Origin of the sequence: Rhizobium rhizoryzae (assembly GCF_011046895.1) — a bacterium.
Taxonomy (GTDB): domain Bacteria; phylum Pseudomonadota; class Alphaproteobacteria; order Rhizobiales; family Rhizobiaceae; genus Neorhizobium; species Neorhizobium rhizoryzae.
Map to the genome: position 1 here is coordinate 129,679 of NZ_CP049251.1, position 25,378 is coordinate 155,056.

Annotated in this window: 25 protein-coding genes; 11 read left to right on the plus strand and 14 right to left on the minus strand. The window is 57.1% G+C overall.

The window, feature by feature from the left end:
• The first annotated feature begins 4 nt into the window (after positions 1 to 4).
• The 7 genes from G6N80_RS22790 to G6N80_RS22820 are packed head-to-tail and all read left to right on the plus strand — an operon-like array spanning position 5 to position 7,089.
• Positions 5 to 223, plus strand: coding sequence for a hypothetical protein (locus G6N80_RS22790; protein ID WP_246251533.1), 219 nt, complete (start codon positions 5 to 7; stop codon positions 221 to 223).
• A gap of 4 nt (positions 224 to 227) precedes the next feature.
• Positions 228 to 1,256: a TrbL/VirB6 family protein gene (locus G6N80_RS22795; protein WP_165137568.1), complete on the plus strand. Its 1,029-nt coding sequence runs from the start codon at positions 228 to 230 to the stop codon at positions 1,254 to 1,256.
• Between the two features lie 33 nt (positions 1,257 to 1,289).
• A complete protein-coding gene (locus tag G6N80_RS22800; protein WP_165137571.1) occupies positions 1,290 to 1,982 on the plus strand; it encodes a VirB8 family type IV secretion system protein in 693 nt (230 codons plus the stop codon).
• Positions 1,979 to 2,791 (plus strand): P-type conjugative transfer protein VirB9, encoded by an 813-nt coding sequence (gene virB9, locus G6N80_RS22805; RefSeq protein ID WP_165137574.1) that lies wholly within the window; start codon positions 1,979 to 1,981, stop codon positions 2,789 to 2,791. Before G6N80_RS22800 ends, virB9 begins: the two co-directional genes overlap by 4 nt.
• Entirely contained in the window at positions 2,791 to 4,002 is a 1,212-nt protein-coding gene (virB10, locus tag G6N80_RS22810) for a type IV secretion system protein VirB10 (RefSeq protein ID WP_037093760.1), read from the plus strand. The genes virB9 and virB10 overlap by 1 nt, the downstream gene beginning before the upstream one ends.
• Complete coding sequence (gene virB11 / locus G6N80_RS22815) at positions 3,983 to 5,005, plus strand: P-type DNA transfer ATPase VirB11 (RefSeq protein ID WP_165137577.1); 1,023 nt, start codon at positions 3,983 to 3,985, stop codon at positions 5,003 to 5,005. The genes virB10 and virB11 overlap by 20 nt, the downstream gene beginning before the upstream one ends.
• The gene (locus G6N80_RS22820) at positions 5,002 to 7,089 is read left to right on the plus strand and encodes a type IV secretory system conjugative DNA transfer family protein (protein ID WP_165137580.1); all 2,088 of its coding nucleotides are present in this window, start codon (positions 5,002 to 5,004) and stop codon (positions 7,087 to 7,089) included. The genes virB11 and G6N80_RS22820 overlap by 4 nt, the downstream gene beginning before the upstream one ends.
• Before the next feature lie 7 nt (positions 7,090 to 7,096).
• On the opposite strand, the gene G6N80_RS22825 is transcribed toward G6N80_RS22820, so the two are convergent.
• From G6N80_RS22825 to G6N80_RS22835, 3 genes are read right to left on the minus strand one after another with little or no spacing between them, the layout of a single operon-like run.
• Positions 7,097 to 7,309 (minus strand): hypothetical protein, encoded by a 213-nt coding sequence (locus G6N80_RS22825; protein WP_052642558.1) that lies wholly within the window; start codon positions 7,307 to 7,309, stop codon positions 7,097 to 7,099.
• A gap of 6 nt (positions 7,310 to 7,315) precedes the next feature.
• Positions 7,316 to 9,799, minus strand: a complete 2,484-nt coding sequence (locus G6N80_RS22830) for a relaxase/mobilization nuclease domain-containing protein (RefSeq protein ID WP_165137583.1) — start codon at positions 9,797 to 9,799, stop codon at positions 7,316 to 7,318.
• Positions 9,800 to 9,802: 3 nt separating this feature from the next.
• Positions 9,803 to 10,204: a DUF6290 family protein gene (locus G6N80_RS22835; RefSeq protein WP_165137586.1), complete on the minus strand. Its 402-nt coding sequence runs from the start codon at positions 10,202 to 10,204 to the stop codon at positions 9,803 to 9,805.
• 547 nt (positions 10,205 to 10,751) lie between these two features.
• Between G6N80_RS22835 and G6N80_RS22840 the strand changes: the two genes are divergently transcribed.
• The 4 genes from G6N80_RS22840 (at position 10,752) to G6N80_RS22855 (ending at position 13,097) form a co-directional block, all read left to right on the plus strand.
• Positions 10,752 to 11,456, plus strand: a complete 705-nt coding sequence (locus G6N80_RS22840; protein ID WP_137137013.1) for a ParA family protein — start codon at positions 10,752 to 10,754, stop codon at positions 11,454 to 11,456.
• A gap of 1 nt (position 11,457) precedes the next feature.
• Positions 11,458 to 11,904 (plus strand): hypothetical protein, encoded by a 447-nt coding sequence (locus G6N80_RS23420; RefSeq protein WP_246251534.1) that lies wholly within the window; start codon positions 11,458 to 11,460, stop codon positions 11,902 to 11,904.
• A complete protein-coding gene (locus G6N80_RS22850) occupies positions 11,901 to 12,305 on the plus strand; it encodes a hypothetical protein (RefSeq protein ID WP_165137589.1) in 405 nt (134 codons plus the stop codon). Before G6N80_RS23420 ends, G6N80_RS22850 begins: the two co-directional genes overlap by 4 nt.
• Before the next feature lie 249 nt (positions 12,306 to 12,554).
• Positions 12,555 to 13,097, plus strand: a complete 543-nt coding sequence (locus tag G6N80_RS22855) for a helix-turn-helix domain-containing protein (RefSeq protein WP_245408071.1) — start codon at positions 12,555 to 12,557, stop codon at positions 13,095 to 13,097.
• 49 nt (positions 13,098 to 13,146) lie between these two features.
• On the opposite strand, the gene repC (G6N80_RS22860) is transcribed toward G6N80_RS22855, so the two are convergent.
• The 11 genes from repC (G6N80_RS22860) to G6N80_RS22910 all read right to left on the minus strand — a co-directional run bounded on the left by repC (G6N80_RS22860) (position 13,147) and on the right by G6N80_RS22910 (position 24,789).
• A complete protein-coding gene (repC, locus tag G6N80_RS22860; RefSeq protein WP_165137592.1) occupies positions 13,147 to 14,385 on the minus strand; it encodes a plasmid replication protein RepC in 1,239 nt (412 codons plus the stop codon).
• Between the two features lie 191 nt (positions 14,386 to 14,576).
• Positions 14,577 to 15,590: a plasmid partitioning protein RepB gene (repB, locus tag G6N80_RS22865; protein ID WP_165137595.1), complete on the minus strand. Its 1,014-nt coding sequence runs from the start codon at positions 15,588 to 15,590 to the stop codon at positions 14,577 to 14,579.
• Positions 15,587 to 16,801: a plasmid partitioning protein RepA gene (gene repA / locus G6N80_RS22870; protein WP_165137598.1), complete on the minus strand. Its 1,215-nt coding sequence runs from the start codon at positions 16,799 to 16,801 to the stop codon at positions 15,587 to 15,589. Before repA ends, repB begins: the two co-directional genes overlap by 4 nt.
• Positions 16,802 to 16,981: 180 nt before the next feature.
• The gene (locus tag G6N80_RS22875; RefSeq protein ID WP_165137601.1) at positions 16,982 to 17,851 is read right to left on the minus strand and encodes an ArdC family protein; all 870 of its coding nucleotides are present in this window, start codon (positions 17,849 to 17,851) and stop codon (positions 16,982 to 16,984) included.
• Between the two features lie 220 nt (positions 17,852 to 18,071).
• The gene (locus tag G6N80_RS22880) at positions 18,072 to 19,136 is read right to left on the minus strand and encodes a Fic/DOC family protein (RefSeq protein ID WP_246251535.1); all 1,065 of its coding nucleotides are present in this window, start codon (positions 19,134 to 19,136) and stop codon (positions 18,072 to 18,074) included.
• 65 nt (positions 19,137 to 19,201) lie between these two features.
• Positions 19,202 to 19,408, minus strand: a complete 207-nt coding sequence (locus G6N80_RS22885) for an antitoxin VbhA family protein (RefSeq protein WP_037093580.1) — start codon at positions 19,406 to 19,408, stop codon at positions 19,202 to 19,204.
• Positions 19,409 to 19,526: 118 nt separating this feature from the next.
• Positions 19,527 to 19,859, minus strand: coding sequence for a DUF736 family protein (locus tag G6N80_RS22890; protein WP_165137607.1), 333 nt, complete (start codon positions 19,857 to 19,859; stop codon positions 19,527 to 19,529).
• A 395-nt stretch (positions 19,860 to 20,254) separates the two neighbouring features.
• Positions 20,255 to 20,758, minus strand: a complete 504-nt coding sequence (locus tag G6N80_RS22895) for a thermonuclease family protein (RefSeq protein WP_425503950.1) — start codon at positions 20,756 to 20,758, stop codon at positions 20,255 to 20,257.
• Positions 20,758 to 21,996, minus strand: a complete 1,239-nt coding sequence (gene repC, locus G6N80_RS22900) for a plasmid replication protein RepC (RefSeq protein ID WP_246251536.1) — start codon at positions 21,994 to 21,996, stop codon at positions 20,758 to 20,760. The genes G6N80_RS22895 and repC (G6N80_RS22900) overlap by 1 nt, the downstream gene beginning before the upstream one ends.
• Before the next feature lie 616 nt (positions 21,997 to 22,612).
• Entirely contained in the window at positions 22,613 to 22,792 is a 180-nt protein-coding gene (locus tag G6N80_RS22905) for a hypothetical protein (RefSeq protein WP_165137613.1), read from the minus strand.
• 68 nt (positions 22,793 to 22,860) lie between these two features.
• Positions 22,861 to 24,789 carry a ParB/RepB/Spo0J family partition protein gene (locus G6N80_RS22910; protein ID WP_165137616.1) on the minus strand — a complete coding sequence of 643 codons (1,929 nt, stop codon included), beginning with the start codon at positions 24,787 to 24,789 and terminating at the stop codon, positions 22,861 to 22,863.
• Positions 24,790 to 25,378 lie beyond the last annotated feature (589 nt).

Sequence of the window (25,378 nt, forward strand, 5' to 3'; positions counted from 1 at the left end):
TCGAGTGAAAGGCTTTGTGCTCCTCTCCGTTCTGGTTGCTGCCGGCGTAACTGGCTGCGCCGGTGCTCCGAAAGAGAAGACTGCACCATGCAAGAGGCCGGCAAACCTCACATCCTACGCCGAGGATCCGCGACAGGAATGTGGCCCAATGACCAGCGTGAATGGCAACCCATCGGAAGCGCTGGCGGCGATCGACGCTTTCGCTGCAAGCGGAGAGCAGTGACCCCATGAACTTTCTAGGCGGCCTGCTTGAGGCTCTTGAAGATGCAGGGCGGAATTTCTCCCAACGGGCTTATGAAGTCGTTGGCGACGAGATCATGCCCTTGCTGACGATCATGCTTATTGCCTACGTCGCCTATTACGGACTTCAACTCGTCATGGGGACCGCGCGAGTGAGCGTCGGCGAGATCGTCGGCCGGGTCGTGCGGATGATGCTTATCGTCGCCTTCATTGATCAGTGGGGCAACTTCCAACTCTTCTTTTACGACTGGCTGAACAACACGCCGGAAAACGTGGGGCGGGCGCTCCTGACGGCTAGCAGTACCGGGATAACTGAGCCGACAGACGGCCTCTCCATGATTTGGGAGACGGCGAATGAGGCAGCAGCAGCATTCGCGGAGCAGTCAGGCTACTTCGCCATTCTCCCGGGCCTTGTAGGGTTTCTGATCATGCTGGCGGTTGGGCTGTTCATTGCCGTTGCGCTTGCCATCCTCGTGCTTGCGAAGGTGATGATGTGGGTGCTGCTTGGCACTGCACCGATCTTTATCGCCTGCCTATTGTTTGATTCCACACGCCAGTACGGAATGGCTTGGTTCCAGCAGGTTTTGACGTACGCGATCATTCCGCTCTTCGTTTACGTCGTCGCCGCCTTTCTCATCACGACCATGGACGCTGAACTGCAGAAGGTCGCAGCGGCAGCATCCGCGAACGAGATCCAGCTAGACGATATCTCGGCTTTCGTCCTGATCTGTGCGGCTGGCGCTTTTGTCCTCTTCAACATTCAAACTCTCGCCCAGGGAATTACCGGGGGCGTGGCAACGGGCGTTGGGCAGATCGCTCGATCGGTTGGCTACGCAACCGGTGTTGCACTGCCGGCAAGAGCTTTGACCGCGACACGTTCTGTAGCGGGCAGGGCTGGAGAATTAGGAATGGCCGCACGCGCCAGAACCCATGCCGGCATGAGGGAAAACATCCAAAACGCCGGTGCAGCAGAAGCGATGCAAAACAGAATTACCAACAACAGTCTGCCCAACTAGGCAACTGGTGGCGGGAATTAAGGGCTAGGATACATGGCAGAGAATAACGATGCTCTCCGGAGCTATTTTCAGGATGGGGACCGTTGGGAACAAGAGATCGTCAAAAAGGCCAAACGGTCCAAGGCGTTCGCTTGGCTGATTACGCTGATCTTCGGCGGCATCACGATCCTGTCGCTCTCCGCATTGGTGATGCTCGTGCCCCTCAAGAGCTTCGAGCCGTACATTGTCGAGGTCGACAAGAACACTGGCTATATTGAGGTCAAGACAGGGCTGACCCGAACATCGAACATCACCGATCAGCAGGCGGTCACTCAGGCGAATGTCGTCCGTTACATTCGATCCCGCGAGGGCTATGATCCTTTTGCCATCGAGCAAAACTTTGGAATTGCAGCTTTGCTCTCCACCGACGACGCAGCGCGCGACCTCCAAGCCCAATGGAGTGCCGCGAACCCTGACAATCCAGCTCGCCGGCTCGGCAAAAATAAGTCGATCACCGTCGACATAAAGTCTGTCACCTTCCCCAACACGACAACGGCGCTCGTCCGGTTCTCGACGCATGAGCGCTCTGATTCAGACGTCATCACGCGCCATTTCATCTCTATCGTTCGCTATCGCTACACGGATACGCCTGAGCGCAACGAATGGCGCTTCGAAAACCCGTTGGGCTTCCAGGTTTATGACTACCGCCGTGATCAGGAAACGGTGACCTCGGGAGGCCAGCAGTGAAATATGGCTTCCTACTGGCGGCGTCGATCGCTTCTCTCACGATGACTCACGCCTATGCGGCGCAACAGCCCCGCCCCGGCAGTCTGGATGCGCGTGTGACCAGTGTCGTCTATCAGCCGAACAACGTCGTGAAGGTATCTGCGACCTACGGCATCTCAACGATGATCATCTTCGACGAAGATGAGAAGTTTGAGACGATCTCGCTTGGTGACACCGACAGTTGGCAGGTTGCCCCGTCCGAAAAGGGCAACATCCTTTTCGTCAAGCCGATAGCCAAGGACGTTTCCACAAACATGAACGTGGTGACCTCAAAGAGGATCTACTTCCTTGAGCTCAACGACTATGCACCGGAAGCAGGGAAAAAGGTCTTCGGCATTCGCTTCGTTTATCCGGAGAAGAACCTGAACGAGTCTCTGCGGAAGGAGGCTGAGTTTCGGGCAGCTAACCCGAACATTTCGAGCATCGACAAAGCGAACGTCAATATTGACTATTCTTTCTCGGGCGACGCGGCGCTGAAGCCGACAATGGTCTTCGATGACGGAAAGAAGACCTTTTTCAAGTTCGGCCGAGGGACCGTGCCGGCCATTTTTGCCGTTCAATCCGATTTCTCCGAGACCCTGCGAAACTTCCGCAAGGAAGGCGAATACATCGTCGTTGACGGCGTAGCCACGCAATACACGCTCCGGGACGGAAACCAGTGGACGTGCATTTTCAACCTCCGCAAGCCGGACTTTGCAGCACCTGATCCTGACATCATGGCTCCGAAACCGGATCCTGATGCCAGCAAACGCAGGAGGAGCGGCAACTAATGAAGCGCAGCCCTGAACTCGACGCAATGGCGGCGGCCGACGAGGCCGAAATCAGCAATCGAAACGTGAAGCGCAATCAAACGGTCGGCATGGCCGCCCTTTTGCTGGCTGGCGTCTTCGCCGCGTACCTGGTGCTCGCCACGTCCGGAGAAAGCCCGCCTGAAAGCCCGCAAAGTGAGGAGGAGTTCCGTACCACGACCTTCCGGCCGCCCGGTTTCGTGCGCGATGGAGAACCCACTCCCCCACCACCCGAACAGCCTGTCTTGGAACTTCCACCTCCGCCTCCTCCGCCGCCAGCTCCGCCGGTGGACGTCACTGAATTCAACGTGCCTCCCCCGCCCGAAGTCGCTCAACCGGCGAGCGCCCCCCCGCCCGCCGAAGAGGTGTTTCCGGAGCGATTTCGGTCAAAGCTAATCACGCTTGACCAGAACCTGGGAGGATCCGCGAATGGTTCGCTCGATGGCTCGAACAGCGGCACGCCTTTGACCGTCGCTGGCGAGGATCGCAACAGCCAGTACCTGTCCTCAGCGAGTGCGATCGGTGACCGTTCCGCCAAAGCCCGGCAGATTGAGCGCATCGACGCCATGATCCCAGAGGGCACGCTGATCCCCGGCATCTTGGAAACGGCGATCGTCAGCGACCTTCCGGGCCAGGTCCGGGCCATCACATCCAAGGATGTCTACTCCTTCGATGGGCGGCGTGTCCTGATCCCAACAGGAACACGCCTGATCGGGGAATATCAGTCCGAAGTTACGCGGGGGCAGAAGCGGGTCTTTGTTGTGTGGACGAGGCTGATCCGGGATGACGGCGTGTCGGTGCGCTTGAACTCCATCGGCACGGACAGCCTCGGGCGATCAGGCCTGACGGGTCATGTCGACAACAAGTTCCGTGAGCGCTTTGGCGCATCAATCTTGCTGTCGATCGTCGGAGGCGGTGCAAGCTATCTAACCGGATATGGTAGCGACTCCAGCTCCGGAAACGATGACGCCGAAAGAGGTGCTGAATTGGCGCGAGAAACGATCGCGCAGACCTTCAGCGACATGGCGAACACGGTCCTTGCCGAAAACTTGAGGATCCCGCCAACGATCAGCGTACCGCAAGGCGAGCGGATCTTTGTCTATGTTCGCCAGGACCTCGATTTCAGCGCCATGTACGACGATCCTGTCACGGAAGCGATGAAGGAGATCAAACGTGAACGTTATGGTAGGTAACACGACCGCTCATGATCCTCATTATTTCCTGAACCGGTCTCTGGAGCCCATCAGGCAATTTCTCGATGACCCGAAGGTGGTTGAGATTGTGGTGAACCGGCCAGGCCAAGTCTATGTTGAGCGCTTCGGTGCTGATCACATGGAGCATCATGAAATCCATGCTCTGACTGCACGCGAGATCGAGAACATTGGCGAGCGGGCTGCCGCAGCGACAAAGCAGTTCCTCAACGCCGCTAATCCGATCCTTAGCGCAGCACTGCCGACCGGCGAACGTATCCAGGTCGTCTTGCCGCCCGCGGCACCCGACGGTGGGTCGATCACGATCCGTAAGCAGGTTGTGCAGAATTTCTCTCTGCAAGACTACCGTGACAACGGCTCTCTCGACAAAGTCTCGGTTGCTGTCGGGGGCCTAAGCGACGTGGATCGAGAGCTGATCGCCTATCTACGCGCAGAGAAGATCTACGACTTCATCCATACGGCCATCACGAAGCGGGTTTCGATCCTGATCAGTGGCGGCACGTCGTCGGGAAAAACCACGTTTCTGAACGCTTGCCTCAGCTCTGTAGACCTGAATGAGCGAATCCTGACGCTTGAAGACACTCGTGAGCTATTCCCACCACAGAAGAACGCGGTCCACCTGATCGCCTCCAAGGGTGGGCAAGGCACCGCAAACGTGACGATTCAAAACCTTCTTGAATCGGCGCTTCGAATGCGGCCGGATCGCCTCTTTGTTGGCGAGATTCGTGGAGCTGAGGCCTTTTCATTCCTTCGCGCCATCAACACAGGGCATCCGGGCAGCATGTCGACAGTACACGCCGATACGCCGCTCGGCGCCTATGAACAGCTTGCCATGATGATGCAGCAGTCCGGCATGTCCGCCGGCTACTCCAAGCAGGATCTGATGTCCTACATCCAAATGGTCATTCCGATCGTGATCCAACTCCGGCGCGAAGGCGGCAAGCGCGGGGTTTCCGAAATCTACTTCGCACGGGATGCATCATGAGTAAGGGGCTACAGGCCTTCTATCTGTTCTTCTGCCTGTTGATCGCATTTGCAGTCTGGATGCTGGCATACGGGGCGGGGCTTCAGCTCTTCTACGGTGACGGAAGGATCCTCGAGGCGACAATCACCTCAAACCCATTCGCGCCAATTCAGCAGTTCTGGGCCTATAGCTCCTCCCCTTCCCTTCAAAAGGTCGCGCTCGGCTCCGTACTGCCCGCGCTGCTCGTATCAGGCCTGATTGCTTACCTTGGGCTCAAACCTACCAGCAATCCATTGGGGGATGCTGCCTTTCAGGATCTTGCAACCCTTCGGCGCGGGAAGTGGTTTGGCAGACGAGGTCACATATTCGGTCGCATCGGGAGCAACGTCCTCCGCGCGTATGACGATCGCCACCACCTCATTATTGGCCCGACGCGATCCGGTAAGGGCGCGGGCTACGTCATCCCCAACGCTCTCATGCACGAAGGCTCCATGATCGTCACGGATCTGAAGGGCGAGGTCTACAAGGCAACCGCGGGCTATCGGAAGCGCAACGGCAGCCAGGTCTTCCTGTTCGCGCCGGGTTCCGAGACGACCAACAGCTATAATCCCTTGGATTTTGTTCGTCCGGAGCGAGGCAATCGCACGACTGACATTCAAAATATTGCCAGCATTCTTGTACCGGAAAACACCGAATCCGAGAATTCAGTTTGGCAGGCCACAGCTCAACAGGTTCTCGCCGGTGCCATCAGCTATGTTCTCGAAAGCCCCTTCTATAAAGGGCGCAGGAACCTCGGCGAGATCAACTCCTTCTTCAACAGCGGGACCGATCTGCAAGCCTTGATGAAGTACATCAAGGAGAAGGAGCCATACCTGTCGAAGTTCACGATGGAGAGCTTCAATTCCTACCTGTCTCTCTCCGATCGGGCCGCGGCCTCGGCACTGCTTGATATCCAGAAGGCGATGAGGCCGTTCAAGAACGAACGCGTTGTGGCCGCAACGAACATGACCGACATGGACCTTCGATCCATGAAGCGTCGCCCCATCACGATTTACCTTGCCCCGAACATTACCGACATCACGCTTCTTAGACCGCTGCTGACGCTATTCGTTCAACAGGTGATGGACATACTTACCCTTGAGCATGATCCCAACTCCGTGCCGGTCTATTTCCTGCTGGATGAGTTTCGCCAGCTGAAGCGCATGGACGAGATCATGACGAAGCTGCCCTATGTGGCCGGCTATAAGATCAAGCTCGCCTTCATCATCCAGGACCTGAAGAACCTGGATGAGATCTATGGTGAGACGTCCCGACATTCGCTCCTTGGCAACTGCGGCTATCAGCTCATCCTTGGTGCCAATGACCAGGCCACGGCAGAGTATGCTTCCCGGGCGCTTGGCAAGAGAACCATCCGATATCAGTCTGAATCGCGCACTATCGAGCTTATGGGCCTCCCGCGACGAACAAGGGTCGAGCAAATTCGCGATCGGGACCTGATGATGCCGCAGGAAGTGCGCCAGATGCCCGAAAACAAGATGATCTTGCTGGTGGAGGGTCAGCGGCCAATCTTTGGAGACAAGCTGCGCTTCTTTAAGACGCAGCCCTTCAAGGAGGCGGAAGCCTATTCTCAGACGCATATACCGACCGTTCCAACTGTCGATTACCTGCCACCTAAACCTGTTCCAGCGACCACGCCAGCCTATGCCAATGCAGGCCAGGAACAGGCTGATGAAGCGGAAGCGATAATGCCTGCGACTGAGGCGCAAGCGAAGGAGCCGCGGGCGCCTGTCCAGGAGGAGGCTCCGAAAGAGCCAGCGCCCTCCACCTCGCCCGCTCGCGTCGTGAATCCATCCGCCTTGGCCAACAAGAAAGTCGGCGCCGGGGGCACTCTGGAACCTTCAAAGGCAGCTGTGCCCGCTCCCGAAAAGCGCACGACACCTGTCTCAGAGAACGACATCGAAAAAGCGCACAATGAACGGATTAGTCGCCTTAGGGAGGTCGTCGAACGGGAAGCCGAAGGCAAATCACCGCGCAAGAGGAAGAGCTTGGAAGAGCTATTCGCAGCGACCGTTCCTGATCCAATCATGGAACAGGCCGGCCGCTAATTCCGGTTCAGAAGGGCCAGAAGCTGGCTGCGTACTGACCCGCCTCTGTTAGCCAAGCCACAGAAGCATGATACCAGCCGATCACGGTCCCGTAGACCTTGATCAGGATCGCGAGGATCCCAACGGAGACCATACCCCACACCATCATCTTGCCGACGATGTCGGCAGACTTGGGGTCGTTTACTTCCACCAGGTAGGTGTTCTGATTACCGTCCTGCATGACAATTTAGCGATCACGGTCGTCCCGATTACGCTCCCTCTGTTCAACCTGTTCACGCTCCAACTCCTCGAGACGAGGAATGTGCTGTTGCGCGGGATCAGTCCGAGTGGTCTCGCCGCCCTGCTTGGCCGCTTCCCTGTCTCTGTTTACAAGATCTTGCTGCCTCTGAGTAGCGTCCACCGTCTCAGCGAGCTGGTGAGCCTCACGCTCCGCTTGCCCGATCAGACGTTCCTCTTCCAGATCCACCCTGTGATCGCGTTGGCGATCGTCGGCAGTATCCGCTGTTATCGGCTGCTTGTTTGACTTGTTTTCGTCCCCACGCTCTTCATTGCGTTCAATGGTCTCGATCTCCGCGCGCAGTTCCGGATCTTCGTTGGCAACATCCCGGAGATAGCTGTTTCCAGTAGCGGCGAGTTGAGCTGCATGATGAAGCGAAGCCTCAAGGCCCTTCTCATACTGCTCCCGGTTTTCGTCTCCGAGCTCACCGGCTTCGATATGGGCGAGGCCGGAGCGATAGTGTTCCACATTTGCCATCGCATCGCGACCTACCTCAACGACAGCCTCTCCATGCTTGGCAACAGCTGCCTCCCACTGGGAGTTAGCATTCGTCTGCTCTTGCACCTCAGATGCCGTTATTTCCGGCGCGGCACGACTTTCTCTGGAGACGTCGCCAGCAGCGTTTCGACCATCCTGCTCATCAAGCCCACGCTCCTTCATTTCGAGCATCTGCCTGCGCAGATCGACGATCTCGCGAGCGAGGGAGGAAACCTCCTCGAAGCCTGACCGGTCCTCTGGACCAGCGCTGCGCTGAAGGTTGAATAGAGCCGTTTCAACCGTCTTTTCGTACGCTTCGAACTCTGGGCGTGTCTGCTCGCGCATGTCCTTTGCCTCCGACAACATGTCTCTGATTGCTACCATATTGGCACGGTAATCACGGCCAAAATCCGCATGAATGACCGAACCAGCAGGCGGTTGATCCGTTTGGACAAGGCCGTTTTCCAGATAGGAGCGATGCTGAGCGGCGTAGGCCGCAACCACTGTGTCGCTGGCGTTGACTGCAATCTTCTGCCAAGTCTCCTGCGCTTTTAGGATGTACTGGCGGCTTCTCTGGCTCGTCGCCACCACGCGCCGACCAGCTCGCTTTGCGTCATATCGCGCCTGTGCCGGATCGCTGGTGCCGACATGCTCGGTTCGACCGTTATGTTTGACGGCGCGAACCTGATTACGCGTGAAGGCTGGCGGCGTAGCAAACTCGCGACGATCGGTCATTTCCATATTGATGCCGTGGTCACGCGCCTTCTCGGCCATGACCTCCCGCCATTGCCGGAAGGTGGCCGGAGTCGTCTCGATCCGGTCGCCCGACTCCGAACGCATGGTAACGATGGCATGGGCATGAACATGCGGCCGCTTGCCCCCCTCCCCTGCTTCTTTCGGATCGTTCTCCGGATCGTGCATAGCGAAAACGTACCGATGGCCCGCAAACTGCTCAGCCAGGAAGTCGCGAACAGCTCCTTCGAACGCGGCCGCATCCGTGCCGGCACGCGCCGACATGATCACGTGCATCACGTCACGGCTCTTGCGGCTGTGCAGCTCATCCCGCCATTCCTTTTGCACCAGGTCGCCCGCAGCCTTGTCATCTGCGATCGAACGTCCCTGATCGTCTCGAACGTCGTTGCGCTGCGCGATCAGGTCTCGCAACTTGGCAGCGCCATATTCCACGCCGTTGCCATAGCCTGTGAACGAGAAAGCTGCGGGGGCCTCGTTCGCAACGGCGCTGGCGTTAAAACGCTCCTGAACGATCGCAGCCGACTTCGCGTCCGCCGTCAGCCGCTCGCCCTGCCCGCTGCGCAACACAACATAGCCCTCGACCTTCAGCGATCCATCGTTTCGGGTTTCGACAGAGTAAGCGTAGCGTCGATCACCAAAGCCACTGCTGAGAATGTCCCGCACCTGCTCATGCGGGTTCGAGCCGCCGGAAACGCTCACCTCGACGCTAAACGCGCCGATATCGCGGCTCTCGGTCCTGTTTTGGAAAAGGTGATCCCAATCACCACGGAGACGCGCCAGCTCCTCACGGCCACGCAACGTCTCGCCGTTCTCGTTCTCAACCTTCAGCTCCCCCCCTCTGGAAACATAGTTGAGCATCGAGCCGACGCGGGCGCCACCACCGTAGGAAGCCAGTTTGACAACTGCTGGCTGGCTCCCTTTGGCAACGCTCGCAAGACGAACGTCCATTGATCGCATAGCACCCGAACCGGCAGCCAGTGACCGAGACCCGGATGTGGCATTCAACATCGAGGCCGAAGGCACACCACCTCTACCGGCTCCGGATCCGCCTTTCGACATCACAGCCTGGTGCTGGAGATTTTTCAGCCTCTTCTTAAGCTCTTCCTCGACAGCACTCCCTCGGCCGCCCAGCGTCATGTCGTGCAAGAGCGCCGCGCGTCTCTGCTCCCACTCGCTTGTGAACGTGCCGAGAAAAAGCTCCACGGCCTACACCTCGCCTCGGCGCTCATGCCCCGCACGGCGCGAAAGCGTCCGCAGCTCACTCATCACAGCCGCCTGAATCCGCTGGACGTTGCCAAGATTGATGTCCAGCTCGGAAGGGTGGACACCTTTGCCCGCATTCAGGGAGCGGGCTACCTGATTCAAATTGATGCCGATCATCCGCATGTCTTCGAGCAATGCGGCCATGATCAACCTGTCTTCCGCAGTCAGAATTGGGCGAACACCAGCACCCTCGAGGAGCAGCGAACGGAAAAAAGCAGACACACTCATACCGGCCGACTTGGCCGCTTCTTCGATAGCCGAATGCTCAGCATCGCTGACACGGACGTTGATGAGACGCCCCTTGCGTTGCTCGGGCGTCGGTACTTCGATCGTGTCTTCGCTCATCAATCAATCAAGCCTGTTCGGAGCCTGGCGACCCTCATCGTGGGCTTGTCCCACGATTGCGGTGCAAAATGTAAAACATTTTTGCGTATCCTGCCACTCTAAATCTAAAGACCTATCTCATAATTTCAACCTAATTTCACCTCTCGACTGGCTTCGCTTCGCTCGCACTCTTTCCGTTGGAACGCTCACCAGGGCTCACCGCCGAAACCGCCTCTGAAGGCCTTTATCTGTCCCTCGTACTCAGGCGAAAGGGACGCTTCGCTCTTCGCCCTTGGCACCCTCCGTGCGAGCGCCAAGTGAGGCCTCACGCGGCTCCGGGGTTCACCACTCGACCCAGACACTTGTAAAAACCACACGACCAACTCGTGTGACTTGATAGATGTCCTAAAGCGTGCGTTCACACGCATGTTTTGATCTTAACCTGTGTGTGTTCACATGCTAGGTTTGCTTCGATGTGAAGATCTTAACGACGATACTGATGTGCCGATTGAACCCATGTCGGATCGCTAGGGGGGCGGGGGAACCATAGTCTTGAAAGGATCGTGTAATGGCAATCTGCATATCGCTGGTAAGCGGTAAGGGTGGAGCGGGCAAGACAACCGCCGTAATCCTGGTCGCTGGTGAATATGCGCTTCATGGTAAGCAAGTGCTCTTGGTCGATGCGGATGGCCGGCAAAACCTAAATGAGTGGTGGTCGCGTTCCGAGGCTAAAGACAACAGGCCAGACGGCATTGAGCTTCGCACGGCGGTAACCAACGCATCACTTCAGCATATTCTGGAGAACGAAACCGCCAGGTTTGACGTCGTGTTAATAGACTCCCCCGGTCAAGACACCGTACTGCGAGACACGATCATCGCCGGCTCGGACATCGTTATGACCCCGATCCAGCCAAACCAAGACGAGATCCTTGCTGCCGGCCAGGCAGCAATGGACGTGGCTGACACCTGCGATCGTACCGGGCGAAACATTCCACATCTCAACTTCAGAACCCGGATTACTCTCCCGGGTCGTTCACTGGAAGCCTACCGCCTGATCCGCCCCTTCATCGCAAACTTGCAGGAACAGGGATATGATTCATACCTCCTGGACACTGAGCTTTATGAGCGAAACCCATACCGCGACATCAGACTTGGATATGGGACACTGCAAATGCTGGAGCTGAGCGACTCAGTCAAAAAGGCCCGGAGCGAGGTCATGACCTTGATGCAAGAAATTGAACGTTTCCTGCCGAACGAGCAGAAGAGGTCGTAAGATGGCTAAAGGCACTTCCAGCATATCTGATTTTCCCGTGGCACCGCGACGGTCGCGGGGGAATGTACCCAATCCAATGTCGCAGCCGGCTATAGACAACGAAGCAGAAAACGCGGTCGCCAGCCATCAACCGGACGAGGCCGCTGTCGAAGAAGCTCCTGCTCAGGTACAAGCCGTTCAGGTGCCCCCAAGATCAAGTTTGATTTTGCCCTCACCGGAGGCTCGCCGGGAGAGAGCGACGAACAAGTCGTTGGAGCGTGAGGCGTCCAGAATACGACTGCAGGAGCTCAAGCAGAACAAGGCGCGCGAGAGCAAGCACTTCGTCAATTGCCCTCTTGATTACGACACCAAGAAACGCTTGGAGCGCGCAGCCTCTGAAAACGACCTAAAAATGACGGTGATCGTCAAGGCCGCAATCGACCAGTTCCTGAAGGATAATGGTTATTGATCCTCGACCTTCGATTTCTGGCCGGGGTGGCCGTAGGCACCACCCTTGGCTTCTTGATCAACCCTGAAGCAGCGGAGAAGGCAGGGATCGACATTCAGTCCATAAAGAGGACTATGCCTGTTATTGGTTCTTCTCCAGCCGAGCCGGTCAAACAAGCTGATTGGCCAACCAACGAACACGCGAAACGGGAGCTGTTCCGGTTTGCGATGTGGGACTTTGAGACATTTGGGCCGAAGTCTGAGATTTTGATCACAAGGTGCATCAGCATCGACCAGCTTTCATTGGCATGCGAAATGCGCGTGAAGCTGAGCTGGATCTCCGAAGAAAGAACGGTCGAAGGCGTTTTTCAATCCAGCGCCCACAGCTGGAACCTGATCGCTGCGAACTGGATCTTGAGGTGATGGACAACGCGCCCTGAGTTGCGAATTTTATATCGAGGAGATCAGCATCCTGGCATTCATTCCCCCCACTTTTGTTAGGGCTTTGTAACTGGCGCCCAGGATGACAGTGCCTTAATGGCACGTTATGGTGCGTGATATCTGCCACAGGCGGATTTGGGGACTGAGGGAATACCGACTGTGCGGAATCTATCCGACTATATCAAATCAAGGGAACTGGTTGAGACTACAGATCCAGATTTCCAGAGACCCTTGTACCGCAAGGAGGGATTCGACGGCATAGTCAGCTTCGGCGAGATCGACGCAAAACTTTCCGCATTCCTACTCGACGAACGCGCGAAAACTGGTCTGACCCAGAGTGATTTCGCGACCCTGGCTGGTCTCGCTCGAGTGGTCTACAGCCGCTACGAACTGAACATTTCGCGGCTGACCGTCTCTCGAATGATTCACCTTTCCGAGCTCCTTGGGTTCCTGCCGATGCAGATGATTCATGCCGCAGCACCTCATCTCTACGGTAAAAATCCTGAAGAGGCCGATGATCGGGTTGAACTCTTCAGACTCATTCATGACCTCCCGCATGACACCATACGCAGTTTGATCGGTATAGTTGGCCAACTGACGCCTAAGGATGTTCTTGAAGCTCGGCAAAAAGCGGAAGCGGAGGCCGAAGCAAAAGCTGAGGCCGAACGCCAACGACTGACTAGAAAGGCGGCGAGAGTCAGCAGGAAAGGCCGTCCCCCTGGCCGGCCACCAGGTCGAAAATCATCCAAGGTCGATACCCCGACAGACGATTGAAGAACGGAAAGGGCCGTCAAGTGATGGCCATTTAGGAACGCGTCGTCCCTCACCCCGTTTTCCGATCGCTGTTCGCATTTGCACGCATCAGCGACATCAGCATGGGTCCCAGCCCGAACTCTCCTGCCCTCGCTCGGCGCGTGAGATCGCGGAGATATCCACCTGCCGAATTGATATGCCCTGCCCTCTCCAAGATTGCAGCCATGGCAACCGCCGCGTTCTCCGGCCCCATCACCTCGCAAGCCTCCTGGTAAGCCGACGGGCTAACACCAAGCATTGATCGTACCACCACCGCAGCTCCCATCAGCTCGCGCCAATGGGAGATCGTGCCGCCGGGCCCGTAGTCCGAAATCTGCGGGCAGGCTTTCAGGACCATCGACAGCGGGAACGCCTTCATCTGTTCAGGCTTTGCCAACGGCTGAGCAACCGCTTTGGGTGCTACTTCCAGCTCGACGGCTGCGCCCTGCTCTTTTCCAGAGCTAGGTTCAAGTTCATAGATGGATTCGGGTTTTGAATTCTGTATGTGGCAGCCATTTTGAACAGCATTGCCGTCCATATTTTGAGAATCTAGCTGATTTTCCAGAAGGTTGAGGATTTCGGCGCGCAAAAGCTGCATCTCGTCGAGGATTGCGTCCACCTGGTGAAGGCCAGGATTGCGGGGAAGTCGGCTGACAATGCCGACATACATGTCTTCGATGGCTTCCCAGTCGCCGTCTGCCCCCTCCTCCATCGCTGCTGAAATCAGCTTGCGCACATCGCGCCGGCAGATAGTCAGGGCCTCTTTGGCTCGCCTGAACTGCAGGCGTTCGGCAGCGACTTCCTGTGCCAGAATTGCAAGTTCCGCAGCACGAGCCAAAAGTGGAGAAAGATCGAACCCAAAGGCTTGCTCGATATCGCCACCCTTGTCCCGGTGAGCGTAGCGCTTCCCGTTCGGACTATCCTTGCGCTGGATGAGCCCGGCTTCGACCAGGGCAGCCAAATGGCGCCGCAAGGTCGTTCCAGAGATGCCGTGCGCTCTGACAGAAAGCTGGGCGTTCGAAGGGAAGACCACCAATCCGCTATCGCAGTTGAGCTCGCTCTCTGGATAAAACGTCAGCAATGCGTCCAGCACAGTCAGCGCCCTGTCCTGGAGGCCGAGGCGTTCACGGGCCTCACAGGCGTCGCGAAACACCTTCCATTTTTCGACCGGGCGGTTTGGTTTTGTCTCGGACGTCTGGAGCTGCCTCTTTACAAGAGCAAGCACAGCCGGCCGCCGCCCAAAGGGCGTCGTCACATTTCCCGTCTGCATATTCCTTCACCTTTCTTCAGGCAAAAGAAATCCGCTCACCAAAACGATGCCAAAGACTCTTGACTGGGATTCATGGAAATGCGATTCTCGATCTTGCTAGGAATTGAGAGAGGCTTCCATGACGGAAACGTTTTGGGGGCCTTTTTCTTTTGTCGCGGTCTCTCCTCTTGACCAATTAACGAGTGTCTCGATCACACCTCTTGGTGAGTTGGATCGGACTGATTGTTGTATTCGCTTAGGAGGTCAGGCATTCGGTCCGCCAGCCAGCGCGCGAAAGCGCGTTCCTGCTTCGGGATTGAGACCGTAGTTCCAGCCGAATTACTCTTCATGCGGCCAAAAACTCGGTCACCCACGGCGAAGTCAACAATCTCTTCAGCTGGTTCCGCAGTCACTTTGTCGGCTGCAGCACTTGCAGCTCGCATCGCTTGGGCAATACGGCTGGAGCTGTCAGCGCCTCGAAACTCGACCGTGTCGATTATCTTGCGAACACGTGCTGCGCTGCTCGGATCTTTCAGCAACTCGGCAAATGCGGTCCATTTCGGGCGACCAACTCCTTTTGCTCTGCCGATCGCAAGAATGATGTCTTCGGGAACCGCCTCCGTCACTCGAAACAGATGCGATATTGCCGCTTCTGAAGCTCCCAAGATTGGGCACATGGCGCGATGGGAAAGGCCAGCACTTTTGAGCTGTACTGCCCACATTGCCTGCTCGATCCAGGTCAAGTTTTCCCGAACACCATTCTCAAGCGATTGCTCTTCAATCAATTGCCGATCGGAAAGCTCTCGAACATACGCTCGAATCTTTATGGTCTCCGGGCGATCCGCTTCTGCCATTATGGCCTTGATCGCCGCCCATCGACGGTAACCGTAGGCAAGCTGGTAATGATCCGGTTTCGTCGGATGCGGCCGAACGAGAACCGGAATTTTTTGGCCTTCGCTTGCGATGGAAACCTTAAGCGCCTCGAGCTCTTTGGCCGCATCTTCGTCGTTGCCAAAGCGATCTCTATAGGGGGAGCGGTCGATACGGTCAGGATCGAGTGAAATGACACTATCTTCGGTGAGCTGTGTCAGTGCTCGACCCACATTGGAAATGACCGGTGAAGAGTGCCGCCGCGCCAGCGAGGGCTTGTCAGACGCGTCCGACACCACAGTAGATTCTGTCCGGTTTTCGGCGGCCGCCATTCGCTGAAGGATGCTTTTCTTCATGTGCTACGCCCCCAAACTTTGTGAACGAGGTCGAGGATTTCGGAGTTAACTCGATCAGCGCTCTCAATTGCACGCTTCAACGCTTCACGACCGACCTCGCCCGACTCGAGCTCGTATAGGGTCTTCTTCGCTACCGCTGCACCGGCGATTGCCGTCGATTCGAGCGCCTCCGCAACCAGTACATCATCACCAAACAATCGGCGCATGACTCCAGACATGTACTTCTGAGGCCCGTCATTCGGGTTCACGCGGGTGAGCAGGAAACGGAAAAAGTCATGCTCAAATTTTGCTCCAAACTGCCCCAGCACCTCCGATAGATCGGAGATCATGATCAGGAACTGATTGCACGATGCAACGTCGAGCATCGCCGGGTGAACGGTAATGATTAAGGACGTTGCTGCGTAAAGAGCGGCGAGCGTTGAGTATCCAAGGGACGGTGGGGTGTCGATGATAACGATATCGTATCGATCATCGACGCGGGCCAGGGCACTGCTTAACCGCTCGAAAAACAAACCCAAGTCATCTCTGGTTTTCGAGGTCAGATAGGACGGGGTATCAAACTCAAAGTCCATTAGCTCCAGATTGCCAGGAACTAGATCGACACCCGGGAAATAGGTTGGCCGGATCACTTCAGCGAGCGGCCGCCTCTCATTGTCATATCGAATGGCTGCATAGGCTGTTTGATTCTCGCCGAGATCGAACTCGGGCTGAATACCAAATAGCGCAGTCATCGATGCTTGCGGATCAAGATCCAGACACAGGACCCGATAACCCTGAAGCCCTAGAAAATGTGCAAGATGGATAGAAGTGGTTGTCTTGGAACTACCACCTTTAAAATTCGCCGTAGCAATTATCTGAAGCTTTTCCCCTTTGCGACGATGCGGAAGCAGCTCGCCAGCTTCGTCCGGACGAAGTTCGGCCAGGAATGCCCTCAGTTCCTTGACCTGTTCTATCGTGTAGGTTCGCCTGTTGTTTTCTGCACGCTCGGGCAAAGGCCCCTTCCCTTCCAGCGTCAACTGGCGAAGAGTACTTTCCGGAACCTTGAGTAGCCTCACTAGGTCAAGGGTTGAGAATGTCCGACCAAATGTTTTCTGCGCAGAGGGTGGATAAACAGCCTCACGCATATCGTTCAGCTCCGCAGAGAGTTTCGAGGTGTAGACCCCGATCTTCGACGCAGTGTCTCTGACGCTCTGAGAAGCTGGCTGCAACATTCAATCCTCTTGACGGTTCTGACCACTTTACGAGATCATTTCCGTCAGGGATGCCAGACTGACTCCGATTCTTCAAGGCGTTTTTCGTTAACAAGAAGTTAACGCATCAAGGATGCCCGACTTTACAGTTGTAAAGTTTTGGGTCGATGCGCATGAGGCCCGACAGTTATGCCAGGGGCCCTACCCTTTAGAAGAGCTGAACTGTCGCAGATAGTCAGCGACTGCCTGAGCCTTTGCGGCGGCAGTGATGACTGCACGTGAATCCTGCTTGAGCACCTTGAGCCAGTTTTCAACGTAAGTCGCGGTGTTATCTCGCGGATCATGCTCGATGCCAAGATCGGCGCAGACGAACGCGGCTGAGATCTCGGCAACAAGCTCCTCCATGGCGTAGGCCTCACTGCCGAACCGCCCACTCAGATCACGACCCAAACGTGCCTTTGCACCACTCCAATGAGAAATTTCATGAAGAATAGTGCTGTAAAGGTGAACCTCGCTGAGGAACCGCCCCCGATCCGGAATCAGAATGTCATCGAGACCAGGGCGATAACAAGCCTGCTTGCCGCCGTAGGTGATCTTCGCGCCAGTGCGATCTATGAAGGATTCGACGTTGTCGAGAACTGGAACGGCATCCATTGGCACATCATCGGCCGGGCTCTTGAAGCGGTCAGGCAGGTTATCGATCTGCTCGACGTTGAAGACAGCGTAGCCCTTGAGATAGGGGACTGCGCGATCGTCCGCCTCCTGATCCTTCGGCGTGAAGGTGCCGTACTTGACGACGAGGGTTCCTTGTTCGCCCTTGCGGACCTGGGCGCCAAGCTCCTGAGCCTGCCGGTAAGTCATCCATGTGTTTTCGTCGTAGCCGGCGAGTTGCCCGGAGAGCCACAGCATGACCACGTTGATGCCGCGATAGGCTTCGCCGGAGGCACGCAGCGGCGTAGCCGACCTGCGAACATTTCCGCGCCATGGCCGAATCCAAGGCTTGGTGCCGGCCTCGAGCTGCTGGATGATGGTGTCGGTGATCCGCTGGTAGGTGTCCTTTACGCTCTGCATTGCCGTCTCCTGTTCGTTGGTTGACGGCAAAGATCCGAAGATAGCGAAACGAGCCCATGCACCCGTAGGGCCGCAACGGAGTGTAGGACCGCGCAAGCGGTTCAATGGGTGAGGGGCTATCGTAGTTTGTCCGTCAAACCATCCAACGAACAGGAGAGGGCGCTGAGCGTAGGCACCCCGACCGACGACACGGCCCTCAATGCAGCGTCAGGGCCGCAGATCAGCGCTCTCGGTCGTCTTGGTCGCGGTTTCGCTGGCGATCGGCAAGCTGCTGCGCTTCGATAGCCTTAAGCTCGGCATTGATGTGCTGCGACTTAGGCTCTTGGGCCTTTTGCTGACCTGGCTGCGAATGGGCATCTTGGACCTGTTCCGGCCGACCCAGAGTCTTGAAATCAGATCGAGCGGTGAACTTAACTTCCTCGTCGTCAGGAGGCATCCGCTCGGGGAGATCAGCACGGTCTACGGCCACAATCCCCTTTTCGGTTACGAGGCTCGCTACGCGATTGTCATGGCCGAGAACCTGGCCTTCGATCACTTCGCCCGGGCGGGCCGTGCGGATATTATGCTCGAACGGTTTCTCGCCAGCCTGCTCAAGATCGGACATGGCACTGCGGATCGCCTCGCGGCGGTTAGGATCCATTGCATCCTGGATGAGGTGCTTCATAGCAGGACTGGACGGATCATTCGTGGTCTCAATGGATGCCTCGATCATGCGAGGCTTGGTGATGACACTCAGATCGATGTCATGCCCATAGGTGCGGCCCAATGAGACCACCAGAGCTTCGTTTGCCCTTCCATTGCCTTCGCGAAAGGCATGAACATAGTTCAACTCAGATAGGACGTGAGCGGCCTTCTCGGCGAACTGCTCAGGTGTAGCGGCTCGCAAGCCCTGAACGTCTCTAGCAGGCCTCAGCGCCTCGTTGAGGCCCATTTCGATGCGCGAGCCGGGGAGGAAAGTCGTATCGCCCTTCGAAAGCCCGCCTACCGGCTCTACCCGATGCCCATCGACGACAGGACTTTCATTGCGCGTATGTCCTGCCCATTCATAGATATCTTGAAAGATGTAGCCGTGCAAAGCCTTCAGATGCGCTGCATCGTGATTCCCGGTCGGGCCTTTTCCCTCAGCCAGCTCCGTTTGCCTCAAAGCCGTAAAAGCGTATTCGGCCTCACGTAGCGCCGAATGGCTCCTGATATCCAGCTTGTTCTTCAGAACATCCCTGAAATCCTTATCCTCTGAAGTGTTTGGATAGGTGTAGGAGCCTTTGGCTTCATCATCGCGGGCCAAGCGAAACCTCATGCAAAAAAGCCGCATGAGACCACAGGCGGCCGCGAGAAACATCTAAGTGATGATTAAGCCCGCTTGAAGCGGGCCAACAACTCTTGGCGCATTTCCTCGGAAGTGATATCTCCCGCAACGTAACGGCCGTTTGCTTCTTCCAAAACCGGATCGCCAGTGTAACCCTGCCGCATATTGGCAGCACGAGCCTGATCGACGGCTTTCTGTCGGGCTGCAACAGCTTCCGGAGAGCGATCGGGGCGAGGGGCATGAACGTTCATTGGCAGAGCCTCCAGTTACTATTCAACTTAGCACAAAAAGAGCCGAATATCCAGCGAATGCGGGGTAAGCGGCTCTTTATGGTGGGAGCCCGATCAGAGATCGGGCCTCCCAGAGCGATCAATCGCGGGGTTCCCATTCGATGATGGCCTGCAGTGCCAGATCATCTTGGCCGGGGTAGCGGCCCAAGTTGGCGTTGAAACCGAGGCGCTTGATGGAGAGGGTGTAGTACGGCTTCCCTTCTCCGTTGGTCTTCTTCCAGATGCCGCCAACTTCGATGTCGTGGCCGCGAGGTGACTTGGCATAGACGCGATGCGTTGGAGCCTTATCGTTGGTGGAGTCGAACGGTGTAACCTTGATGTCCAGGTCCCGGTCGATTGTGGAGATGAGGCCGGTTCCTTTGGCGTTGTCGATGTCGTCTTTGTCGAACTGGATGAAGTTGGTCATGCTCATGTTAATCACTCCTCTATGGTGGTTGCGATGATCGTTCATAAGGCACGGCGAAAAGCGGTGCGCACCGTAGGCCGGAGCGCAGCGAAGGAGGCTGGACGGGGACAAATTTTGTTTCGCGAGGAAGCCGAAGGCGGGGAAAATTTGGAGACGAACGGCTTTGCGCCAACCGCGTCGCCGTGCGAACGGGCATCAAGAGCAACCACTTTGGAGGTGTGGGGCCTGAGCGCTTGCAGCAATACGTCACCTCGACAAATGGGACATCGGCACAGGTCAAGGGCGGGATTGTGCTGACTGCAGCCGAACCAGCAGCCTGAAACAAGAGGCTGGGGTAACCAAGAGTTCCTCCAAAACATGAGATCTCGCCATCTGTTGCCCATATCAGCGCCGCCAGTCGTTCAGTTGCCGGAATGGCTGCGGCGATAGGAGGAGGGTGATTCAACCTGAGCGCCCCACAAGCCTTGGCCTCGCTGTCGGGCTCTTGCCTCGGCGCGGCGATACTGGTCCAGATCGATCGGGTGAGATCTTGGCAGATAACGCAACAGGAGGCTGGCTTGGCCCGCCTTCACCATTTCAAGGCCAATATCCGAGTTGTCGATGAAGCACTGGCCGACAAGGCGCTTGTACTGGTCTCGATCGACTTCAACGCAGCGGACATGCTTGCCATCGATCATGCGGGCGAGGAAGCGACGTGCCTCAATCCCGCAATTCCATATCACACAGTTTTTGGAGCCGGTCTGATCCCGCTCACAGGCGTCTATGGCCGCGATACGGATCCTCTGTTGGCGAATGCTGAAGGTGTCACCGTCGATCACTCGCGCCCGGCCTGAATAGTCGGCCGCCGCAGAAGACGCGGTGAACAAAAGCGCGGCCAGCGCGGCTCCAACCAAGCGATTTCCTATCACGAGTGTGCCTCCATCGAGTTGCGGGCTGCCAGCCCAAATACGGAGCGGTTCAGATGAAGGTCTCCGCTCGCGGCGCGGTCGGTCATGGCCCGCAAATACCCGCCCGGCGAACCGATCTCGGCCCGCGTGTATTTCTCAAACGTCAGAGCGATAGCAACAGCGGCCGCCTGCTGCCCCATTCGCTCCACGGCCCGCTGGCGCGCGTCCTCAGACACACCGGCGATGCGGCAAAGTTTGGGAGCGATCCGGTCCAGGTCCGCCCAACTACGCGGGGGCTGGTAGCCATACTCGGAAAGGCTTGGCGTAGCCCGCCACACATCTTCCAGCGCCACAAGTGAAGGCCGCACTTGCAGTTGCCTATTGCTTTGGCGCGAACCGCTCCCCAGGCTTTCTTCAAAAGCCCCTTTGCTGGCGGAGCCAGCCTTTAGCGAACTGACTTGTTCGGCGTTAGCCGAACGCCGTTCATTATTACGAGGTTCAAAAGGATTGGGGGTTGTAATCTGTATGTGCATGTCGTTTTCGACATTCGTGCATGTCATATTTGCATCTATGTCAGAAGCTTGCGGGATCCGATTCACGTTGCGCAATCGGTCGGCAAGCCACTCCAAAAGCATTGTTGCCTTCCGGAGGACTTGGGCCGGTGCGTACCTGGCTGATCCGATGAAGGCAGCGACCTTCTCAACACGGGACCCGATCCGCCCGAGAATGACTTCCCCTCGATCGGTGGAGGACGCCAGAGCATATCTCGCGGCACGCAGAGCGTCCCGGAAGCGACGCGCCGCGCTGTCGCGAACTCGAATCTCTTCCCGCTTCTGGCGCACCAGCTGATCAAGTTCAGGGTGCCGAGCGATCAGGACACGCAGATCAATGCCGCAGGCGTCGGCAATATCTCCTTCGCCATCACGGATCGGGTAACGCTTGAAATTCGCACTGTCCTGCATGGTGACAAGGCCGAGGTCGTACAATCGGGAGAGAATCCGGCTTACGCGCCCTGGCGACTTGTTGATGTCATAGCCGAGCTGTCGGTTCGACTTGTAGACGATCGGCCGGCCTCCTTTGTCGAAGGCGTCTGCCTTGACGGTCGTGATGATTGCTTCCAGCAACGCATATTCTGCGGTCGTAATCATCCCGATTGTCATCAGGTTTTTTGCAAGTACCGCAAGCTGCCCGCGCGTCACCGTTCCGATTTCCGTTGACTGCGCCAGTCGCCGGAATTCGGCTCGCTCCTTCGTCATTCTGCGACCTGCCGGCCGCTTGTGTTGTGTGGGTTCCCCCATCGTCCGTCTCCTGTCAGAGGCCAGACAAAGCTCCGCCGTTCACCGAAAAGGTGTTTTGATTATTGACATCGGAGGGGAGGTCTGCGAGAACGATCTTGCTTATATCTTCGAACTGCAGACCGCTTCCGGATCTTTCGGGAGCGGTTTTTCTTTTCTGGGCCGGGTGCGATCTCCAAAAAACTGTTAAAATGCGCGAGTCGGAATCGGTTTAGGTTCCGCCCGATTGCGATTAGTAACCTGAGATACCGAATTGATGCAAGTTGTCACATTTCCGCGCTGCTGCGCCAGTTCAGCGAATATCGCCTAAATATCAAATTTTTAACGTGATTTTCTTCGTCTTTCACCTCTTCGCCCCTAAAATTACAACGTTTCCAGACTAGGATTCACCCCCGTTATTGTTGGGGAAACCTAAGCGGGCGGGGAGGAGAGTTTGAGAGGAGGGGGCGAGGGCCTCCTCTCAACAAGCGGCCTGATCTGCCGTCCCCCGATACCTTTCTGCCTCCCAGGCACCTGCGAAAGCGCCCGCGTTGGCTCGATGCCAAGGCGAGCGCTAAGGTGCGATCTTGAAGCAAGCTCAGCCGCGCTGAAAAGCATCCTCAAGGAAGGTCGGCGGTAGATCGAACGCTTTCAGCGCTGTATCGAGTGCTTTCTGCACATCATCCCAATCAACATGCTCCGGGTCGCTCAGGTAGGCGTTAATCAGCTGACAGCAGCTTTCGGCGGCAAGGGTCGGATCAGGTTCTGAACCAAGCATGGCTTATCCTCTAGAATAGGGGAGCCGGTCACGCTGGAGGACGTGACCGGGGACTAGTAGCAGCGGGATTATTCCGCTGCCATCGGGCACGAGTGTTCGTTCTTTTCCTCTGAGGTTTCAGTCTCACCCTCTGCATTGGGGTCTGACGAGATCCGAAGGTGAGGCGGAAGCCAACCGCTGTCCTTGATGGACTTGGCGGCATACTCCGCAGCCTCGCCCTTCTTCATGTTGCCGACACCAGCGGCGAAATCCTCGCCGCGCACCTCGGCAACAACGGCTTGAATGGTCGGCCTGTTGACGTGGCTGAAATAGCTTTCCGCCGTACTCTCAAGCCAGTCACGCATGTCCACGTTCAATGCGCGGCCCATCTGGTCGGCATGTGCCAGCGCTTGGCTGCGACTGCTGAACTTCTTCTCGACCGCATTGACGGAATGGGCGGCGGCATAGGCTAGAAGCTGCAACAACTCGCTTTGCGATTGATCCATCAGCCATTCCCAAAGGTCAGCAGGATCGCCGGGGAGCCGGTGCCCATAGTTTTCCTCAAGGCTTCCCCACGCCTCGAGGGCCTTGTTCTCGGCTGGACGCTTCATCGAACCGTCCAGCACTTCATGAGTGACAGAGATTTCAAGCGCGCTCTGGTGGCCGGGAATGCCCCATGCCGTGCGATACTGCACCTTGAGCAACAACGCGTGGACGACCGCCACAAGCGCGATGTCGGGATTGTTCGCCAGTTCGACGCGAAGTGCCGCGGTCTTCTGAGCGGTCAGGTCTTCAATCAATGCGGCTGAATGGGTCAGCCCCTTAGATTTCGAAGCGCCATCAGCCTCCTCGGTCGCCCCGCCTTGCTTCCCTTCCGTGGCATCGGCCTTCTTCTTGTCCTCGTGGCGGACAAAGCCTCTCAGCACCGACAACTTGCCCCAATGGTCGATTGTGACGATTGCCCCTGCCATTGCGAGGTCTTCGCTGCGATAGGCTTCTTCGCGTTTCTGCAGGACGGCAATTTCCTGCTCGACGGCGGACAAGGCGGCCTCTGCACCTTCATCCTCCTGATCCGCATCGATCTGCGCCGCCAGTTCGTCATAACGCTCAGTCAGTGCGTCAAGCTTGGCTTGATCCTCGTCGCTTAGGTCCAAGCGCTGCGGGTAAACCCGGGCCATCTGATAGATGTTATCCGGCTGCTGAGCGCACCACTCGACCCATTTCCAGCCTTCGGCCTTCACGGCTTCCGCCTCGACCTCCAACTTCTCGGCAACCAGCTTTTCAAGCAAGCCGCTATCGCATGCAAAGCCTCCTCCCTGCTCGGCAAACAGGTCGCGGCGCACTGGACCGCCAGCCGCCTCATAAACCTCTAAACCGCCGATCAGCGCGAGCCGCTTGTCGCTTGCAGGGACTTCATCCACGGCGAGACGGCGCTTGATTGTGTTGGCGCTGCGATCCCATGAGGGGAGGGCATTCCAAACCTCTTCCTGTCGAGCGTGATCGTCGGTGATGGTGAAGGCGGCAAGCTGCTCAAAGGTCATATCCTCGGCGCGGAACGCCCCGAACGGGACAGGGGAAACTTTCGCCAGCGCAAGACGGCGATTGACGATGATTTCGGTTGTCCCGAACCGGGCGGCGATGTCCTTGATGGACTTGCCCTCATCGAACAACGTTCTGAATGCCTCGAACTGGTCGGCGGGGTGCATCGACTCCCGCATCACGTTCTCGGTCAGGCTTAATTCCGTGGCGTCACCCGCCTCCCGGACGATGACATTCACAGCGTAGTCAGCCGTGATCTCGCCCCGTTCGGCCAGAAGATTGAGGGCTGCAAGGCGGCGACCGCCAGCGGTTACGAGGTATCTCCCCTTGGATGTCTTGCGCACCACAAGGTTTTGAATGACGCCATTTGCGAGAATGGACGCCGACAGGCTCTCGATGCTCTCCTTGGTGTAGGTCTTGCGGACGTTCTTCGGGTCTGCGTCCAGCTTGTTCAGTGCTACCGCGATGATGTCGCTCATGATCTGTTGCTCCAATTTTCCCGTTTCCCTTGGGAGCAAGCCCCGCTAGTGGGCGAAGCCTCTGCCTTCGTTCTCGAAGGATGTGCCCCCACATCCGGCGGAACGAAGGGGGAGGGCTTCAGCCCGCTCCCGTTAGGACGCCGATCGGGTCATGGGGCGGGAGAAAGGAAAAACGGAAGGTTTGCCGGCCTGACGGCGAAAGCCGTTTTTCCTGGCGAGCGACAGCGCTTGCGCGCTTGCCCATTGGCGCGATCGGCGACCTATCGTAAGAGCGGTATAGGGCAGGGTAGAAGGGCGGCCGATCCTGGCCGCTCCTTTCGTATGCGAACCGGCGACGCCGGTTCTCCGTCTTCTGATCCAGGTTATAACAAGATGGATCTGCCCGCTACGCTCCGAGTGATGAGCGCTCCGCTCCTCGGGCAGCTCTCCATTTCAACTTGATTCAACCTTTCGATAGCGGCAGCCGCCGTCCGCTCGGATCGATCGGCGCCAGTCCGAGATCCGAGGAAGATATTGAAGAACATCGGAGCTTTCAGCATAGCGCCGCCCCTCCTTCAGGGGCGGGAAAGCGGGAATTCTCGACACGGTT

Excerpts from the sequence above, each read along its gene's own strand:
- G6N80_RS23420 (WP_246251534.1), top strand. The coding sequence starts at position 11,458 with ATGGCTAAAGGCACTTCCAGCATATCTGATTTTCCCGTGGCACCGCGA.
- G6N80_RS22800 (WP_165137571.1), top strand. The coding sequence starts at position 1,290 with ATGGCAGAGAATAACGATGCTCTCCGGAGCTATTTTCAGGATGGGGAC.
- G6N80_RS22905 (WP_165137613.1), bottom strand. The coding sequence starts at position 22,792 with ATGCTTGGTTCAGAACCTGATCCGACCCTTGCCGCCGAAAGCTGCTGT.
- G6N80_RS22795 (WP_165137568.1), top strand. The coding sequence starts at position 228 with ATGAACTTTCTAGGCGGCCTGCTTGAGGCTCTTGAAGATGCAGGGCGG.
- G6N80_RS22835 (WP_165137586.1), bottom strand. The coding sequence starts at position 10,204 with ATGAGCGAAGACACGATCGAAGTACCGACGCCCGAGCAACGCAAGGGG.
- G6N80_RS22885 (WP_037093580.1), bottom strand. The coding sequence starts at position 19,408 with ATGAACGTTCATGCCCCTCGCCCCGATCGCTCTCCGGAAGCTGTTGCA.
- G6N80_RS22820 (WP_165137580.1), top strand. The coding sequence starts at position 5,002 with ATGAGTAAGGGGCTACAGGCCTTCTATCTGTTCTTCTGCCTGTTGATC.
- G6N80_RS22910 (WP_165137616.1), bottom strand. The coding sequence starts at position 24,789 with ATGAGCGACATCATCGCGGTAGCACTGAACAAGCTGGACGCAGACCCG.
- repA (WP_165137598.1), bottom strand. The coding sequence starts at position 16,801 with ATGTTGCAGCCAGCTTCTCAGAGCGTCAGAGACACTGCGTCGAAGATC.
- repC (WP_246251536.1), bottom strand. The coding sequence starts at position 21,996 with ATGACGAAGGAGCGAGCCGAATTCCGGCGACTGGCGCAGTCAACGGAA.
- G6N80_RS22875 (WP_165137601.1), bottom strand. The coding sequence starts at position 17,851 with ATGCAGAGCGTAAAGGACACCTACCAGCGGATCACCGACACCATCATC.
- virB10 (WP_037093760.1), top strand. The coding sequence starts at position 2,791 with ATGAAGCGCAGCCCTGAACTCGACGCAATGGCGGCGGCCGACGAGGCC.
- repB (WP_165137595.1), bottom strand. The coding sequence starts at position 15,590 with ATGAAGAAAAGCATCCTTCAGCGAATGGCGGCCGCCGAAAACCGGACA.
- G6N80_RS22840 (WP_137137013.1), top strand. The coding sequence starts at position 10,752 with ATGGCAATCTGCATATCGCTGGTAAGCGGTAAGGGTGGAGCGGGCAAG.
- G6N80_RS22890 (WP_165137607.1), bottom strand. The coding sequence starts at position 19,859 with ATGAGCATGACCAACTTCATCCAGTTCGACAAAGACGACATCGACAAC.
- repC (WP_165137592.1), bottom strand. The coding sequence starts at position 14,385 with ATGCAGACGGGAAATGTGACGACGCCCTTTGGGCGGCGGCCGGCTGTG.
- G6N80_RS22825 (WP_052642558.1), bottom strand. The coding sequence starts at position 7,309 with ATGCAGGACGGTAATCAGAACACCTACCTGGTGGAAGTAAACGACCCC.